The sequence below is a fragment of the Pseudaminobacter soli (ex Li et al. 2025) genome, from assembly GCF_029892515.1.
GTDB classification, from domain to species: domain Bacteria; phylum Pseudomonadota; class Alphaproteobacteria; order Rhizobiales; family Rhizobiaceae; genus Pseudaminobacter; species Pseudaminobacter soli_A.
Map to the genome: position 1 here is coordinate 1,826,143 of NZ_JARXVF010000001.1, position 16,486 is coordinate 1,842,628.

Below are 16,486 nucleotides of genomic sequence, written 5' to 3' on the forward strand. Positions count from 1 at the left end.
CTTTGCGAAGGTCTTGCAAGGGCGCCCATGTCACAGAGCGGCGACATCGGGGAATGTCTTTCCACAAACCCGCCAGGGCGCGTGCAGGTGACCCTCAGTGGTCGCGCAAACGGTCGGTCTGCCGCCGTTGACGCTTGGTCGGGCGGCCGCTGCCGGCGTCGCGCACGGGCACCAGAGCGTCCGGCAAGGCCGGATCGCGGGCCGCAGGCGGCGGCGACAGATCCTCATAGAGCAGCCGCGCCTCTTCGGCCGGGCCGCGCCGGGCGCCCGGCAGCAGCACCTTGTAGACCAGGATGCGCCGGTCGAGCGTGATGGTCAGGACATCACCTGGCTTAACGGAATCCGCCGCCTGGTCCGTCTTCTCGCCATTGATGCGGACGCGGCCCATCTGGGCGAGCTTGGCGCCCAGGGACCGCGACTTTACCACGCGCGAGAAGAACAGCCATTTGTCGATGCGCTGACGACCTTCGGCAGCCATCGACGTCAGCACCTACTTCTTGAGCTGGTCGCGCAGCGCAGCCAGCTTGGCGAAGGGGGAATCCGGATCGATGCGGACGGGGCGTTCCTCGCGCGGCTTCTGCTGGAAACCGCCCTTGCCCTGGAAGCCACCCTTGCCGCCGCGATCTTCGCGCCGGTCGGGACGACCACCTTCACCATTCGGCCTGCCGCCCGGCTTGCCCTTGAACTTACGCTCGAAGCGTTCCTTGCCGCCCTCGCGCGTCTGGCCGTCGCCACGCGGCTCCTGGCGGCGGTTGGCGTTGTCGCCGCGAGCTTCTGCCTGGCCGCCGCGCGGACGATTGTCGTGGCGGTGACGGGGACGCTGCTCGAAGCGGGCAACGCGCCACAGCAGGACCGGCTTGGGCTCTTCCGCTGCTTCGGACGTAGCTGCGGCCGGCTCAGCTTCGGCAACTGGCTCAGCCTCGGCAACTTCGGTCGCTTCAGCAGCGGGAGCTACCTCGGCAACCGGCTCGGAAGCCGTTGCAGCAGCCGGTTCATCGCTCTCGGCCTCATTCGCCTCGGCAGCTTGCTCGGCGGGTTCAGCATCAGCCACAGCCGCTTCAACAGCTTCCGCCAAAGGCGCCTCGCCTTCCACAGCAGGCGTCTCGCCTTCCGGAGCAGCGGCAGCCTGTTCGGCAGCCACCTTCCGCGCCGCTTCCGCGGCAGCCGCCTGACGGACGGCCTCGTCGAGCGACTCGAGCTTGGCCTTCACTTCGGCTGCAGGCTTGGCGTCGGCGCGATAGCCCAGGCCCTTCAGGATTTCTTCCATGTCGTCGGCGGTGGCGCCGAGGATCGACATCATGGCCGGCGTCACCAGGAAGACGCTGCCGTCATAGGCGCCTTCCGGACGCGAGCCGATGCCGGCCTTCCAGGCCAGCGCCGGGCGGATGAGGTCGGCCAGACGTTCGAGGATATCGACGCGCACGGCGCGGCGACCGAGCATGCGGAAGCCGGCAAGCTTGTAGAATGCCTTGTCGAAGGCCGGATCGACCACCACCGAGGTGCGGCCGGCGGCCAGTGCATGCACCACATCGCCAAAGCCGGGCTTGTCCTTGCCGTCGTTCTTCAGCGCCCACAGCAGCGTGATGAGGCTGGCCGGGCTGGGCTTGAGCAGGGTCGGCACGAAAATGTGGTAGGCACCGAAGCGCACACCCAGACGACGCAGGCTGGCGCGGCCCTCCTGGTCGAGCGACTTGATCTCCTCGGCGATGTCGCGGCGATTGATCAGGCCGAAATTCTCGACGAGCTGGAAGGCGATGCCGCGCGCAATGCCGGTCAGCTGCTCGGCGCCGCGCATGTCGAACAGCGGCTTCAGCGCCGTTTCGATCTGGAAATTGACGAAGCGCTCGGCGCGCGCTGCGACCTTATCGCGGGCGGGGCCGGTCAGCTGTTCGTCGGCAAGCAGGATGACGCGGGGACGCAGCGCATCCTCGGTCGACACCAGCGTGCCGATGGGCGCGCCGATCCAGCGCAGCGTTCCGTCGGAGCCGAGCGCAATGTCGCCATTGGCGCAGGCCGAGAAACGCTCAGCGCGCGTCTCGAACTCGACGCCAAGCGCCTTCTGCGCGGCGGCCCGGATGGCCTTGCCGTCCTCGCCGCCCGCACTCTGGTCGGCCGTGAAACGGAATCCTTGCAATTCCCCGACGTGATGACCTTCGACGAGGACGGTTCCGGTTGAGCTGATTTCGGCTTCTAGCATTGTATTTTCTCTAAGGCGGCGCATGAGGACGGAAGTCCTGCGATCTACGAAGCGTTTCGTCAACCGTTCATGCAGTGCATCGGACAATCTGTCTTCGATTTCCCGTGTCTTTTCCTGCCAATGTAGCGGATCGGCCAACCAGCCAGGGCGGTTTGACACATAGGTCCAGGTACGGATTTGGGCAATGCGATGTGACAGCGTATCGATATCGCCGTCCGTGGTATCGGCGCGGCGGACCTGTTCGGCCATGTAATTTTCATCGACATGACCGCGATCGGCAATATCGACGAAGATCGAGGCGACGAGGTCGGCATGCTGCGCCGGCGCGATGCGGCGGTAGTCCGGCAGCGCACAGACGTCCCACAGCAGGGCTACCCGATCGCGGCCAACCGCACGCCGCGTGATGTCGGAATCGCGCGACAGGTGTTCGAGCGCCTGGGCATCGACCGCCGGCAGCGCCCGCGTCAGCCCCTCGACGGGCGCAATCGTCTCGATGGAGCGTTTCAGCGCATCGATGCTGGCGAAGTCGAACTGGGCGGTGCGCCACTGCAGCACCTTCACCGGATCGAAATCATGCGCCTCGATCTTCTCGACCAGCTCGTCGTCCAAGGGATCGACCTGGCCGGTGACGCCGAAAGTGCCGTCCCGCATGTGGCGGCCGGCGCGGCCAGCGATCTGGCCGAGTTCCGCAGCAGTCAGGTTGCGGAACTGAAAACCGTCGAACTTGCGGTTCTGGGCGAAGGCGACATGGTCGACATCTAGGTTGAGACCCATGCCGATGGCGTCGGTGGCGACCAGATAGTCGACGTCGCCGGACTGATAGAGCGCCACCTGCGCGTTGCGGGTGCGCGGGCTGAGCGCGCCGAGCACGACAGCGGCCCCGCCGCGCTGGCGGCGGATGAGCTCGGCGATGGCATAGACCTCGTCGGCCGAGAAGGCGACGATGGCCGAGCGTGCCGGCAGGCGCGTCAGCTTCTTGGAGCCGGCATAGGCCAGATGCGACAAGCGCGGCCTCGTCACCACCGAGATGCCCTTCAGCAGCTTTTCCAGTATGCCGCGCATCGTGGCGGCGCCCAGCAGAAGCGTTTCCTGCTTGCCGCGCAGATGCAGGATGCGGTCTGTGAAGATGTGGCCGCGCTCGAGATCGTTGGCCAATTGCACTTCGTCGATGGCGACGAAAGCTGCGTTGGTTTCACGCGGCATGGCCTCGACCGTACAGACCGAGTAGCGGGCCGTGGGCGGGATGATCTTCTCCTCGCCGGTGACCAGCGCCACATTATGCGCACCGACCTTCTCGCAGACGCGGGTGTAGACCTCGCGCGCCAGAAGCCTGAGCGGCAGGCCGATGACGCCGCTTTCATGCGCCACCATGCGCTCGATCGCCAGATGCGTCTTGCCCGTGTTGGTCGGCCCCAGCACGGCCGTCACGTCACGCCCGGAAAGGACGAGCGGGGCATTCTGCTTCGGATGCATATTCATCAGGAGCTGGGCGGCCTTTCTGGCTCGACGTTAAGCTGGCATCCGGCGGAGCAGGACAGGCGGCTTTCTTGAGGCGAGGACGATGAACTCATGATCGGGTCGCTTTGATAACGACAGATAGTGGCTTGGGCCTGGAAACAAAAGCCCTAAATCTTCGGCAAGTTGACGGCCGGAACGACTCTGGAACGAATCGGCGACGAATCGCTGACTCCATCAGATTCAGCTTTTGTTCACGGCCACATCTAGGCGGAATCGAGTCTCACCGTACCACATGCTGAATCACCTGTGGCGGCGCGCTGGCAGCGGCATCAGTCGTTCGTTGCAACACCAGCATGGAAACGCATCAACTGATTGAAATAACACATTTTTCTGCCGCGCGCATAGAGACGCGGCGCTTATCCCGTTAACGGATCGGCCAAAGGAGGAACGAATCGGCGACGAATCGCTGATTCACATATTTTCCCGTTTTGTTCACCACTAGATGTGCGCCTTGACAGGCTTTGCGCGCCCATATGCTGAATCGTGGAATAGTCCTTTTTGCCGCTTTTTCGCCGCAGGTATTAACCTTTGGCCCGACCGGGTTCACGGGGCTGCTGGCGGCAAGCTGACGCAAGTAAATCCTTTACGGAGATTAAGCAGACATTGCCGCGACAAGCGGCGCCTATCGCTTCCCGCGTTAACGTTTCGGCCAAAGGCAGAACGAAGCAGCGACGAATCGCTGATGGGAGCGCTTTCCCGCTTTGTTCACCGCTACATCTTGCGGCAGGAGCAAAACCACACACCAGGCAACGCCGACCCGCCGTGCCGCGACCGACGGCTGAGTCGCGCCGCATTAACAAGAACGCCTCATTTCGGCACAGCAGAACGAAAGATCGGCAAGATCACGAGCCTTTGACACGAAATAATTGTGACAATCGCTCCGAGCAGATGGGCATTGGCCTGGACCGCATTGTCTTCGTGACGATTTCATGACTCCTTTTCAAGGCTTGGCATCAGGAGGCTAGACAATGTCCAAACGTTTGTTGGCCGAGCTCCTCGGCACTTTCTGGCTTGTATTCGGCGGTTGCGGCAGCGCCGTTCTCGCCGCGGCATACCCCGGTCTCGGCATCGGGTTCACTGGCGTTGCTTTGGCGTTCGGTTTGACAGTTTTGACGATGGTCTATGCGGTCGGCGGCATTTCCGGCGGCCATTTCAATCCGGCCGTTTCGGTCGGGCTGACGGTCGCCGGCCGCCTGCCGGCCCGGGACCTGGTTCCCTACATCATCGCGCAGGTGGTCGGCGCGATCATTGCTTCGACCATTCTTTACCTCATCGCCAGCGGCAAGGCGGACTTCACGTTGGCCGATGGCTTTGCGGCGAACGGCTATGGCGAGCACTCGCCGGCCGGCTATCCACTGAGTTCGGCGCTGCTGATCGAGACGGTGCTGACCTTCCTGTTCGTGATGATCATTCTCGGCGCCACCCACGGCCGCGTCCCGGCCGGTTTTGCCGGCATTGCCATCGGCCTGGCGCTGACACTGATCCACCTGATCTCGATCCCGGTAACCAACACCTCGGTCAATCCGGCACGGTCGACCGGGCCGGCCTTGTTCGTCGGCGGCTGGGCATTGCAGCAGCTCTGGCTGTTCTGGGTCGCTCCGATGGTCGGCGCCCTCCTGGCAGGCATCGCGCACAAGACGCTGTTCGGCGACGATTGAGCGCCCGAACCCTAGAAACAAAAACGGCGCCCCCGGGCGCCGTTTCTCTTTGAGCCTAGCTCGTCTCAGCCCGGCTCAGGCAAGATACTGGCCGCCATTGGCGGTGATAGTAGATCCCGTGATGAAGCCGGCCTCGTCGGAGGCGAGGAACAGAACACAGCGCGCGATCTCGTCCGGCTCGCCGAGCCGCCCCACCGGGATCTGCGCGATGATCCCCTCGCGCACCTTCTCCGGCACCGCCATCACCATGTCGGTGGCGATATAGCCCGGGCAGATGACGTTTACGGTGATGCCTGCCCGCGCGCCCTCCTGCGCCAGCGCTTTTGTGAAGCCGATATCGCCCGCCTTGGAGGCGGAATAATTCGCCTGGCCGGCCTGACCCTTCTGCCCGTTAATGGAAGAGATGGTGATAACCCGGCCGAACCTGCGGTCACGCATGCCGCTCCACAAGGGATGGGTCATGTTGAAGACGCCGTTGAGATTGGTGTTGATCACCTCATTCCACTGCTCGCGGGTCATCTTGTGGAACATGGAATCGCGGGTGATGCCGGCATTGTTGACCAGAATGTCGATGGGGCCGAGATCGGCCTCGACCTTGGAGAGCCCTGCCGCGCAGGCGTCGTAATCGCCGACCGACCATTTGTAGACCGGAATGCCGGTCTCATGACTGAACTTCGCCGCCGCTTCATCATTACCGGCATAGTTGGCCGCAACATTGTAGCCGGCCTTCTTCAAGGCGACTGAGATTGACGCGCCGATGCCGCGCGAGCCACCTGTGACGATTGCAGTTCTGGTCATGACGTTGCCTTCCCATTGTTTTAGTTGACAGTCACAGCCCGTTCCCTGGGGCCCAAAATGAAACGGGCGGCCTCAGCCGCCCGTCAAACTTTCTATCAAAGCGCCTCCACGCACATGGCGACGCCCATGCCGCCGCCTATGCACAGGGTGGCGAGCCCCTTCTTGGCCCCTCGCCGGCCCATCTCGTAGACCAGCGTGTTGAAGATGCGTGCGCCCGAAGCGCCGATCGGGTGGCCGATGGCGATCGCACCGCCATTGACGTTGACCAAATCCGGGTTCCAGCCCATGCCCCTGTTGACGGCGCAGGCCTGTGCGGCGAAGGCCTCGTTGGCCTCGACCAGATCGAGATCCTCCGGCTTCCAGTCGGCCTTCTCCAAGGCCCTACGCGACGCCGGGATCGGCCCGGTGCCCATGACGCTCGGATCCACACCCGCCGTCGCCCAGGAAACGATGCGTGCCAGCGGCCTGATACCGCGACGGACGGCTTCTTCTTCGCTCATCAGCAATACGGCCGCGGCGCCGTCATTGATGCCGGAGGCGTTTGCTGCCGTCACCGTGCCTTCCTTGTCGAAGGCGGGCTTGAGCTTCTGCATGGCCTCGATCGTCGCGCCGTGGCGGATATATTCGTCGTGCTCGACGATCGTGTCGCCCTTGCGCGACTTCACCGTGACGGGAACGATCTCGTCCTTGAACCGGCCGGCCTTCTGGGCGGCCTCGGCCTTGTTCTGCGAGGCGAGCGCGAACGCGTCCTGATCCTCGCGGGTGATCTGGTGCTGGCGCGCCACGTTCTCGGCGGTGATGCCCATGTGATAGCCGTTGAAGGCGTCCCACAGCCCGTCCTTGATCATCGTGTCGATCATCGAATAGTCGCCCATCTTCACGCCCGCGCGCAGATACTGGCAGTGGGGCGAAAGCGACATCGATTCCTGGCCGCCAGCAACAATGATCTTGGCGTCGCCCGTCACGATCTGCTGCATGCCGAGCGCGATGGCGCGCAGGCCCGAGCCGCAGACCTGGTTGAGGCTCCAGGCGGTCGTCTCCTTGGGCAGGCCGGCGCCCATGGAGGCCTGCCGGGCTGGATTCTGCCCCTGCCCTGCCTGCAGCACCTGGCCGAGGATTACCTCGTTCACTTCCTGAGCTTCGACCGATGCACGGCCAAGCACTTCACGGATCACGACAGCCCCCAGCTCATGGGCGGGCATGGTGGCGAAGGCGCCGTTGAAGGAGCCGACCGGGGTGCGGGCGGCGCTGGCAATTACGATTGCGTTCGAGGCGGACATTTTCGTCTCCAGAATGGGTTGCCGCGGTTCTCTCTGTAGACTTTTCTTGCCCTTTCCCAGACCCGAGTCAAATCGGAAATGGGTCGAACCCGGCCGGCCGCCGCTGCCAATGCTGCAGAAACCGATCTTTCCCGCCGGAATGATCCCGCACTGCACAAACTTCTTGGAATTGCAGCGGCTTTGCGCATATCCTGCCCCGAAGCACAAACGTTACCGGCTGCTTCTCAGGGCACACCGGTTTCCGGGGAGGAAGTCGATGCCCGCAAAGGACGATCCGGTGGTGATCAAGAAATACGCCAACCGCCGCCTCTACAATACGGGGACCAGCACCTATGTGACGCTCGAAGACCTGGCCGAGATGGTCAAGAAGGGCGAAGAGTTCAGCGTGCAGGATGCCAAGACCGGCGAGGACATCACTCATTCGGTCCTTACCCAGATCATCTTCGAGCTGGAGAACAAGGACGGGCAGAACATGCTGCCCATCCCGTTCCTGCGCCAGCTGATCGCTTTCTATGGCGACCAGATGCAGATGATCGTGCCGAGCTTCCTCGAGCAGTCGATGGCCTCGTTCGCCAAGGAGCAGGAGCGGTTTCGCGAGCAGATGAAGGTCGCCTTCGGCAAGACGCCGATGGATATGATGAAACTCAACCCCATGCAGGCGCTGGAAGAGCAGACGCGCCGCAACATGGAAATGTTCCAGAACGCCATGCGCATGTTCACCGCCTTCCCGCAGGGCGCGCAGCCCGAGAGCGAGAAGAAGCCCGAAAAGTCGGACGACCTTCAGGAACTGAAGGAACAGATCGCTGCCATGCAGCGCAAGATCGATTCGATGGGGTGAGGAGTGGTGCGCGTCAGCGCACAAAAAGCCAACGATTTGGCTTTTTGAACGACGAACGCCCGCAGCCATAGCGGAGGGCGGGGACGGACCGCGAACGCCAGACGCGCTGCCGGAGGCAGCGGGGACCCGGCAGGGCCCGCGCCCAATCAAAAGCTGACATCTCGGTAGCGTTTTCCTCAGTTGCGTCAGGCAACGGCGGCGCGCGAGCAATGGCTTGCCGACCAACTGGATCGCGAATTCGCAATCAATTTCAACGCAGATCAGTGTATCGCTACGTCAGACAAGCGATTCTGCCGACGCAAGCCAACTGGAGAACTTCATGACCTCAATTACGCTCGCAAAAGCCAATGCAATCATCGAAGCCGCATTCGCCAAGGCGAAGGATGCCGGCCTCAAGCCGCTGTCGGTCGTGGTGCTTGACGCCGGCGGCCATGTGACCGCCTTCCAGAAGCAGGACGGCTCTTCGATGATGCGTTTCGAAATCGCCTCCGGCAAGGCCTTCGGCGCGCTGGCGGTCGGCATGGGGTCGCGAAAGCTGGAGGCTTTCGCCAAGGAGCGCCCGCATTTCATGGAAGGCTTGTCCGGCGTGACCGGCGGCAAGGTGGTGCCGGTTCCCGGCGGCGTGCTCGTGCGCGCGGGCGGCCAGATCGTCGGCGCCGTCGGAACCACCGGCGATACGTCCGACAATGACGAGCTTGCGGCCATTGCCGGCATCGTGGCGGCGGGTTTCGAGGCCGACGGCGGCTGAGGAGCAGCCACCCACCTTCGAGAAGTTTGGACAAACAAAAAGGACCGGTGCGAGACCGGTCCTTTTTCTGTTCGCTAAACGCGTCGGAAAGCTTCTCAGCCTTCCTTCGGCGTCAGAACTTGGCGGCCGCGATACATGCCGGTCTTCAGGTCGATATGGTGCGGGCGGCGCATTTCGCCCGAGTTCTTGTCCTCGACATAGGTCGGGGCTTTCAGCGCATCGGCCGAACGGCGCATGCCGCGCTTGGACGGCGAGGTTTTTCGTTTTGGCACAGCCATGGAAGTGCTCCATCCATCGTAAAGACCCCGTCTGCCCTCGTGAAAGGGCCGCACGTCTCGGGCCGGAATCTGAGATAAGTGGGCGTGGCTATACACGGCCATCCGGCAAAAGGCCAGCGTCACCGAGATTTTTTTTCAAGGCGCCGCCGGTAAACTTTGGCCTGACCTCAAGAACCCATGCCGCCGGGCGCTATTCCACGCAGCCGACATAGCCTCCCGCGCGCGATGCGCGGCGCTGGACGACATTGGCAACACGCTTCAGCCCCGGACCGGCCTTGGCCGGGTTGCGGCCGATGGGATTGGGCAGCGCCACCGTCAGCAAGGCCGCCTGGCGGGCGGTCAGCTTACTTGCGGAGACTCCGAAATGGTGCTGCGCCGCCGCCTCGATGCCATAGATGCCCGGTCCCCATTCAGCGATGTTGAGATAGATCTCCATGATCCGCTTCTTGGGCAATACCGCGTCGAAATAGACCGCCAGCGGCACTTCCAGCCCTTTTCGGATCATCGAACGGCCCGGCCACAAAAAGAGATTCTTGACCGTCTGCATGGTGATCGTCGAGGCGCCACGCGTCGCTTCGCCGGCCAGCGCATCGTCGATCACGCCCTTGAGCTCGCCCCAGTCGATGCCGCGATGCGAGCAGAACTGCCCGTCCTCGGACATGATCACCGAGTGGGCGAGGACAGGCGAAACGTCGTCGATTGCGATCCACTGCCGGTCGTAGCCCTGCAGCATCGCGATGTCCTTGAGCATCAGGGTCGAAATCGGATGAACGAAGGGAGGCAAATAGAGGAAGGTCAGGACAACCGGCACCAGCGCCAGGCAGACGAAAGCTACGACGCCGCGTCGAATCCAAAGACGGGCGTCGCCGAGCGATATCGTTCTTCGCCTCGGTGCCATTGCGAGCCCTTGCGCTTCTGGATCGATCATCGGTTCGTCCAAGCCGTCTGCCCCGTGGTCCCCTCTCCTTTCGGCATAATAGTGCTTGGCCGGATGCGCAACGCCTGAAGGGGGCAATCCGGCCCCTAAGCCCCATCACAAACGAGTTTTGGCAAGGCTGTGCTTGACCGCGCCCGCGTTTGACGTAAACCGTGCCGCCCATGATGGACCCTGACACCATACCTTTCGAAGCCCGGCTCGAGGCTCATGCGGAGCAAGTCGAGGCGCTGTTGCGGCGCCTGCTCGACGACAGGCTGCTGCCCGGCGAGATTGCCCGGCCGCAGCAGCTGTTTGCAGCGATGCGGCACGGTGTACTCAATGGCGGCAAGCGGCTGCGGCCGTTCCTGGTGCTCGAAAGCGCTGCGCTGTTCGAGGCCGACGCGGAAGTTGCGTTGCGCGTGGCCGCAGCGTTGGAATGCGTGCACTGCTATTCGCTGATCCATGACGACCTGCCGGCGATGGACGACGACGACCTGCGTCGCGGCCAGCCCACCGTGCACAAGGCCTTCGACGAGGCCAGCGCCATCCTTGCGGGCGACAGCCTGCTCACCTACGCCTTCGACATCCTTGCCGACACGGCAACCACTCTGCCCGCCGAGCGCAAGCTGGCGCTGGTCCTCGGGCTTGCCCGCGCGGCCGGCCCCGGCGGCATGGCCGGCGGCCAGGCGCTGGATCTTGAAGCCGAGCGCAGCTCACCCGACGAAGCCGGCATCATCCGGCTGCAGGCAATGAAGACCGGCGCGCTGATCCGCTACGCCTGCGAGGCGGGCGCGATCCTGGCCGGGGCTCAGGAAGAGGATCGCGAGAAGCTCGCTGAATTCGGCTCCGCGATCGGCCTTGCGTTCCAGCTCGCCGACGACCTGCTCGACCTGACGGCCGACACTGAGACCATGGGCAAGGCCACCGGCAAGGACGCCGCGGCAGGCAAGGCTACCCTTGCAGCGCTTCACGGCATCGACTGGACGCGCGCCCAGCTCCGAGGCCTGGTCGCGCAGGCCCATGCGCTGCTCGAGCCCTATGGCGAGCGCGCCGACCTGCTCAGGCAGGCGGCAAGTTTCGTCGCAGAGCGGAGCAAGTAAGAGATTCGGCGCCTTAGTCTCAGAGGCTGAACGAATTTTTAATGTAAATCGAGCGTAATCCGGCACGGTAAAATTGTACCTTTGTGTTCGGAGTGCTCCTGCGTGCCCGACTATTCCTCGTTTATCCGTTCGATTCGGGTTCGGTATCTGTCGGGCTTGCTGGTTTTCGCGCTGGCCGTCGGAGTTATCCTCTACGCGATAAGCAGCATGAACGCCTTCCGCAACGAGATCGACCGCATCAGCGGCGACCTCGCCAGCCTGGCACGCGACCTGCACAATGCCACCGCGTTCGCCGAGACCACGACGAGCGCGTGGCGCGAGAACACACGGGTGGAACTCGGCAACGCAGCCAGCGGCCACGCCACGCGGCTGACCGCGCAGATCGAGGCCCTGAGCGATGCGCTGGCCGTGATCCGGCCCGACCTTTCGGTCGCGACCATCGACAGCCTCGAAGGCGCCTCGGTCAACGGCGACCTGTTCTGGTCGGCCCGTGACATGGTGCGCAACCTCGGCCTGCTCGCCGGCATCAGCAAGATCGACGAGTGGAGCGGCCGCGAGATCCGCAACCAGAACAATCTGTTCGTCCAGCCCATGCTCATCCGCGCCCGCGCAGCCCTCGACCAGGAGCGTGCACTTGCCGAGCGGCGCAGCGACCAGGTCCTGTCCTATGCCAGCGTGTTGATGATCGCGGTGCTGGCGCTGGTCGGCTTCTGGATCTTCCGGCCGATGGAAAAAGCGATCCGCCGCGCATTCGCCGAATCCAGACGGGCGCTGACGCAGGCCGAGGCGGCCGACCGCGCCAAGTCGGAATTCCTGGCCAATATGAGCCATGAAATCCGCACCCCGATGAACGGCGTGCTCGGCATGGCCGAACTGCTGGCCCGTACTGAGCTGACGCCCCGCCAGAAGACCTTCACCGACGTGATCGTGAAATCGGGCAATGCGCTGCTGACGATCATCAACGACATCCTCGATTTCTCGAAGATCAATGCGGGCCAGCTAACGCTCGATCCGGCGCCCTTCAACATCGCGGAAGCGGTGGAGGATGTGGCCACGCTGATCTCCGCGCGCGTGGCTGAAAAGAACCTCGAGCTTATCGTGCGCATCGACCCGCGCCTGCCGGCGGGTGTCGTCGGCGACGTCGGGCGGTTCCGCCAGATCATCACCAACATGCTGGGCAATGCGGTGAAGTTCACCGAGAAGGGCCATGTGCTGATCGACGTGAGCGGCGAGACGGTCCACAACGTCGTCCAGCTTCGGGTGCGGGTCGAAGATACCGGCATCGGCATTCCCGCCGACAAGCTCCAGACCGTGTTCGAAAAGTTCGCGCAGGTCGACGGCTCCTCGACGCGCCGCCATGAAGGCACCGGCCTCGGGCTCGCGATCGCGGCCCGCCTGGTCGACCTGATGGGCGGTAAGATCGGCCTCGAAAGCGAGGTCGGTCGCGGTTCGGTGTTCTGGTTCGCCGTGCCGTTGCCGGTCCATGCCTTGACCGACAGCAACGACAACGTGCCGACCGACGTGACCGGCGCCCGCGTGCTCGTCATCGACGACAATCCAGTCAACCGCGAGATCCTGCTCGAACAGCTGCGCAGCTGGGGCTTCGACTGCGCCGCGGCCGAGAGCGGCGCGGTGGGTCTCGCCTTCCTCGACCGAGCCTTCCAGCTCGGTGCGCGGGTGGACTGCGTCATCCTCGACTATCAGATGCCCGGCATGAACGGCGCCGACGTCGCCAAGGCGATGTCGTCCGACAGCCGGCTGTCGTCCATCCCTGTCGTTCTGCTGACCTCGGTCGACCAGATCGACTTCGGCCGCCTCGTCATCGACTTCGGCATCGCCGCCCATCTCACCAAGCCGGCGCGCTCGGCCGTGCTGCTCGGCACCGTCATCGGGGCCATCCAGAAGGCGCGCGTGCAGGCCGGCAAGGCCGCCTTCGTGCGCGAGCCGGCGCAGCCCGCACAACCGGTCCAGCCGGCGGCCCAGCGGCAGGAGCTTGCCCCCACCCTGACGCTGCTGCGCACGGCCGCCCCGGAGCGCGAAGCCCCGCATGTGGCAGCTACCGCCGCTCCACTCGACATTCTCGTGGCCGAAGACAATGAAGTGAACCAGCTCGTTTTCGGCCAGATCCTCGACGGTCTCGGCCTCAGCTACAAGATCGCCGGCAACGGCCGCACGGCGGTGGAGATGTATCGCAGCTTCAAGCCGCGCCTCATGCTGATGGACGTCTCGATGCCCGAGATGAACGGCTATGAGGCGGCCCAGGCCATTCGCCAGATCGAGGCCAAGAACGGCACCCACACCCCGATCATCGGCGTGACCGCGCATGCACTGAAGGGCGATCGCGAAAAATGCATCGAGGCCGGCATGGACGATTACCTGCCCAAGCCCGTGTCGCCCGACCGGCTCGGCCGCAAGATCGGTGCATGGTTGAGCGAGACGACGGAACTGGCGAAGACGGCTTAGGCGCCAGGCGGGTCAGCTGCCGGCGCTCACCACCACCGACATGCCCGGCACCAGATCGGCAGCATGATCCTGGTCGGGGTCGACCGATATGCGCACGGAAATGCGCTGCGCCACCTTGGTGAAGTTGCCGGTCGCATTGTCGGGCTTCAGCACGCTGAACTCGGAGCCGGCGGCGGGCGACAGCCGTTCAACATGACCGCGCATCGTCCTGTTCTGCAGCGCATCGACGGTGAAGGTAACCGGCTGACCGATCGTCAGGCCGTGGATCTGCGTTTCCTTGAAGTTGGCGATCACCCAAGCGTCCCTAGGCACGATGGTCATCAGCTGGGTTCCGGCCGCAACGTACTGGCCGATCCGCACCGCCACCTCGCCGAGCCGGCCGTCGCGCGGCGCCACGATCCGCGTGTTCTGCAGGTCGATGTCCGCCAGCCTGACTGCGGCCTCGGCGCTGGCGACCGCCGCCTGCAACGAGCCCCGGTTCACGAGGATCGTCTCCAACTGTTGGTGGGCAACTTCAAGCGCGGCTTGCCCCTGGCTGACGGCGGCGCGGGCTTGATCCAGCGCGGCGCGGGCCTGGTCCGCATCGCTTACGGTCGACACGCCCTTTTTCACCAGCGGCTCGACGCGGTTCCAGTTGGCCTGCGCCCGAATAAGCGCCGCCTTGCTGCTTTCCAGCTGCGCTTCGCTGACGTGGATGCTGGCTCTGGCCGATAGCTCCTGCTGCGTCGAGCCGGCGAGTGCCGCTTTCTGGCTCGCGACGGTAGCCTGCGCCTGATCGAGCTTCTGCTCGAAAATGCGCTTGTCGAGCTGGACGAGCAGCTGCCCGGCCTTCACCGTCTCATAGTCGCTCACCGGAACTTCGGTGACATAGCCGCTGAGCTGGGGGCTGACGATCGTCACGTAGCCACGCACATAGGCGTTTTCGGTGACCTGTGCGCCCCCGGTGAACGGAGGCAGCCGCCATGAGTAAAGAACCAGAACTAGGCCAGCAATACCTAGAACAACGGCAAGCACGGTGGCGGTGGAACGAATAAACTTGAACATCTTTCAATCTTGGCAATTGTGAATCAGGCAGCCTGCGGAGCCTCCTGCGCGCGAGCTGTGAAAGCCGGCGCAAGATGGATCGCAGCCATGTGGATAAGCAGCGCCACGAGGGCGATGAACGAGATGATCGAAATCATCAGGAAGGCGTCGTTGTAGGCCAGCACATTGGCCTCACGCGTTGCCTGCTGGTTGAGCAAGGCCAGGCCCTCGGCGTTGAGCAGGGTCTTGTCGGTGAGGACCTTGCCATAGGCGCCGGCAAGCTGGGCGACGCGCTGGGCAACCAGGGGGTCGCCGAGATTGATGCGCTCGACCAGAATGTTCGAATGGTATTTTTCGCGTAGCGTGACGAAGCTGGTGAACACCGCCGAGCCGAGAAGCCCGCCTATGCTCTGCGTGGTCAGGAACACGATGATGAAGGAGAGGATATAGTTCGGTCCCTTCTTGAACGCGTTCGTCAGTCCCGCAGCCATCGCGGTCGGCAGGAACAGGGCGCCGGCCATCGCGATCATCGCCTGGCTGAGATACATCTGCGCCGGTCGCGTGAGGTTGGTGGAATGGCTGTCCATATAGGCGCCGACCATCAGCAGGCCGAGCGCGACGGCATGGATTGCCGGCTCCCGTCCCGGCTTCAGGACCAATGCGCAGGCAAATCCTGCCACGACGGACGAGCCGATGATGATCCAGTAGAGCATCGCCATCTGCTGATTTTGCAGCCCCAGCGCCTGGAAGAGGCCGGTCGACACCGACGACTGTTCTGAAAGGACCATGCGGAAGGTCAGCAAGGCAGCCGTGAAGTGGACGATCTCGGGGCTGGCCAACCAGCGAATATCGATGAGCGGCGTCTGGCGATTGAGTTCGATGACCGCAGCGATGGTCAGGCAGACGATCGAGAACGCCAGCAGCATGCCGAGCCAGGGGGCCTCGGTCCACCAGTAAAGACGCCCCATAACCAGCACCACGGCCGCCGACCCGAAGCCGAAAGCGATGAACAGATAGCTCACGATGTCGAGCTTGGTGATGACCTTGGCGCGCGGCTGCGGCGTCAGCGGAAGCAGGTAGATGGCGCCGAACGCCATCAGCGCGAAGGACAATTCGAAGGTGAACAGCCCGTGCCAGAGGCCGATATCCAGCAGGCCCGGCGAAACCAGCCTCGCCAGAGGCGCCCCGATTGCCGTGTTGGTGAGCGACAGGCAGAGCCCGAAATTGAGCTTCTTGGCCGGCGCGAACGGCTCGAGCATATAGAGGAACGCCAGCGACGACATGGGCGAAGCGGCGACGCCGCTGAAGAAGCGCACAATGATCGCGCTGTTGAGGTCCGAGACGAAAAAATGCAGCCCGCAGACCAGCACGAAGCCGAGAATGCTGAGCTCCGCGAAATTGCGCAGGCCGTATTGGTTGCGGATCCTGATCAGCGCCAATGACATGCTGACATTCGGCGCCATATAGGCCGCCACCAGCCAGGTTGCTTCCATATTGGTGGCGCCGAGCGAACCCTGGATCTGCGGAATGTTTGCCGACAGCATGTTCATGCCGAGGCCCTGCGTCATGGCGAGCAGGAAGGAGGCCGTGATGTAGGCTGCAGCCCGCAAGGGCGGCATGGTTAGAACCGTCGACTGGGGTGCGGGCGTAGGGGCTGGTTGAGCGGGTT

At 63.7% G+C, this 16,486-nt stretch carries 13 protein-coding genes; 5 read left to right on the top strand and 8 right to left on the bottom strand.

Annotated features, from left to right (window positions below; genetic code table 11):
• Positions 1-94: 94 nt before the first annotated feature.
• Positions 95-478, bottom strand: coding sequence for an RNA-binding S4 domain-containing protein (locus M2281_RS08745; RefSeq protein WP_280820668.1), 384 nt, complete (start codon positions 476-478; stop codon positions 95-97).
• Positions 479-490: 12 nt separating this feature from the next.
• Positions 491-3,676, bottom strand: coding sequence for a helicase-related protein (locus tag M2281_RS08750; RefSeq protein WP_280820669.1), 3,186 nt, complete (start codon positions 3,674-3,676; stop codon positions 491-493).
• Between the two features lie 1,007 nt (positions 3,677-4,683).
• Between M2281_RS08750 and aqpZ the strand changes: the two genes are divergently transcribed.
• Positions 4,684-5,373 (top strand): aquaporin Z, encoded by a 690-nt coding sequence (gene aqpZ / locus M2281_RS08755; protein WP_280820670.1) that lies wholly within the window; start codon positions 4,684-4,686, stop codon positions 5,371-5,373.
• 75 nt (positions 5,374-5,448) lie between these two features.
• Here aqpZ and M2281_RS08760 read toward each other — a convergent pair whose 3' ends face one another.
• Both M2281_RS08760 and M2281_RS08765 read right to left on the bottom strand, forming a co-directional pair.
• Positions 5,449-6,171 (bottom strand): beta-ketoacyl-ACP reductase, encoded by a 723-nt coding sequence (locus M2281_RS08760; protein ID WP_280820671.1) that lies wholly within the window; start codon positions 6,169-6,171, stop codon positions 5,449-5,451.
• 95 nt (positions 6,172-6,266) lie between these two features.
• The gene (locus tag M2281_RS08765) at positions 6,267-7,451 is read right to left on the bottom strand and encodes an acetyl-CoA C-acetyltransferase (protein ID WP_280820672.1); all 1,185 of its coding nucleotides are present in this window, start codon (positions 7,449-7,451) and stop codon (positions 6,267-6,269) included.
• A 256-nt stretch (positions 7,452-7,707) separates the two neighbouring features.
• Between M2281_RS08765 and phaR the strand changes: the two genes are divergently transcribed.
• Together phaR and M2281_RS08775 are read left to right on the top strand one after the other, a co-directional pair.
• The gene (phaR, locus tag M2281_RS08770; protein WP_280820673.1) at positions 7,708-8,289 is read left to right on the top strand and encodes a polyhydroxyalkanoate synthesis repressor PhaR; all 582 of its coding nucleotides are present in this window, start codon (positions 7,708-7,710) and stop codon (positions 8,287-8,289) included.
• Between the two features lie 319 nt (positions 8,290-8,608).
• Positions 8,609-9,037: a GlcG/HbpS family heme-binding protein gene (locus tag M2281_RS08775; protein ID WP_280820674.1), complete on the top strand. Its 429-nt coding sequence runs from the start codon at positions 8,609-8,611 to the stop codon at positions 9,035-9,037.
• A gap of 95 nt (positions 9,038-9,132) precedes the next feature.
• On the opposite strand, the gene rpmF is transcribed toward M2281_RS08775, so the two are convergent.
• Together rpmF and mtgA are read right to left on the bottom strand one after the other, a co-directional pair.
• Positions 9,133-9,315, bottom strand: coding sequence for a 50S ribosomal protein L32 (gene rpmF / locus M2281_RS08780; RefSeq protein ID WP_008873867.1), 183 nt, complete (start codon positions 9,313-9,315; stop codon positions 9,133-9,135).
• Between the two features lie 190 nt (positions 9,316-9,505).
• Positions 9,506-10,243 (bottom strand): monofunctional biosynthetic peptidoglycan transglycosylase, encoded by a 738-nt coding sequence (gene mtgA / locus M2281_RS08785; protein WP_280820675.1) that lies wholly within the window; start codon positions 10,241-10,243, stop codon positions 9,506-9,508.
• A 170-nt stretch (positions 10,244-10,413) separates the two neighbouring features.
• On the opposite strand from mtgA, the gene M2281_RS08790 reads away from it, so the two are divergent.
• Positions 10,414-11,331 carry a polyprenyl synthetase family protein gene (locus M2281_RS08790; protein WP_280820676.1) on the top strand — a complete coding sequence of 306 codons (918 nt, stop codon included), beginning with the start codon at positions 10,414-10,416 and terminating at the stop codon, positions 11,329-11,331.
• Between the two features lie 102 nt (positions 11,332-11,433).
• Complete coding sequence (locus M2281_RS08795; protein WP_280820677.1) at positions 11,434-13,794, top strand: response regulator; 2,361 nt, start codon at positions 11,434-11,436, stop codon at positions 13,792-13,794.
• 12 nt (positions 13,795-13,806) lie between these two features.
• Here M2281_RS08795 and M2281_RS08800 read toward each other — a convergent pair whose 3' ends face one another.
• Complete coding sequence (locus M2281_RS08800) at positions 13,807-14,838, bottom strand: HlyD family secretion protein (protein WP_280820678.1); 1,032 nt, start codon at positions 14,836-14,838, stop codon at positions 13,807-13,809.
• 23 nt (positions 14,839-14,861) lie between these two features.
• Positions 14,862-16,436 carry an MFS transporter gene (locus M2281_RS08805; protein WP_280820679.1) on the bottom strand — a complete coding sequence of 525 codons (1,575 nt, stop codon included), beginning with the start codon at positions 16,434-16,436 and terminating at the stop codon, positions 14,862-14,864.
• Between the last annotated feature and the right edge of the window lie 50 nt (positions 16,437-16,486).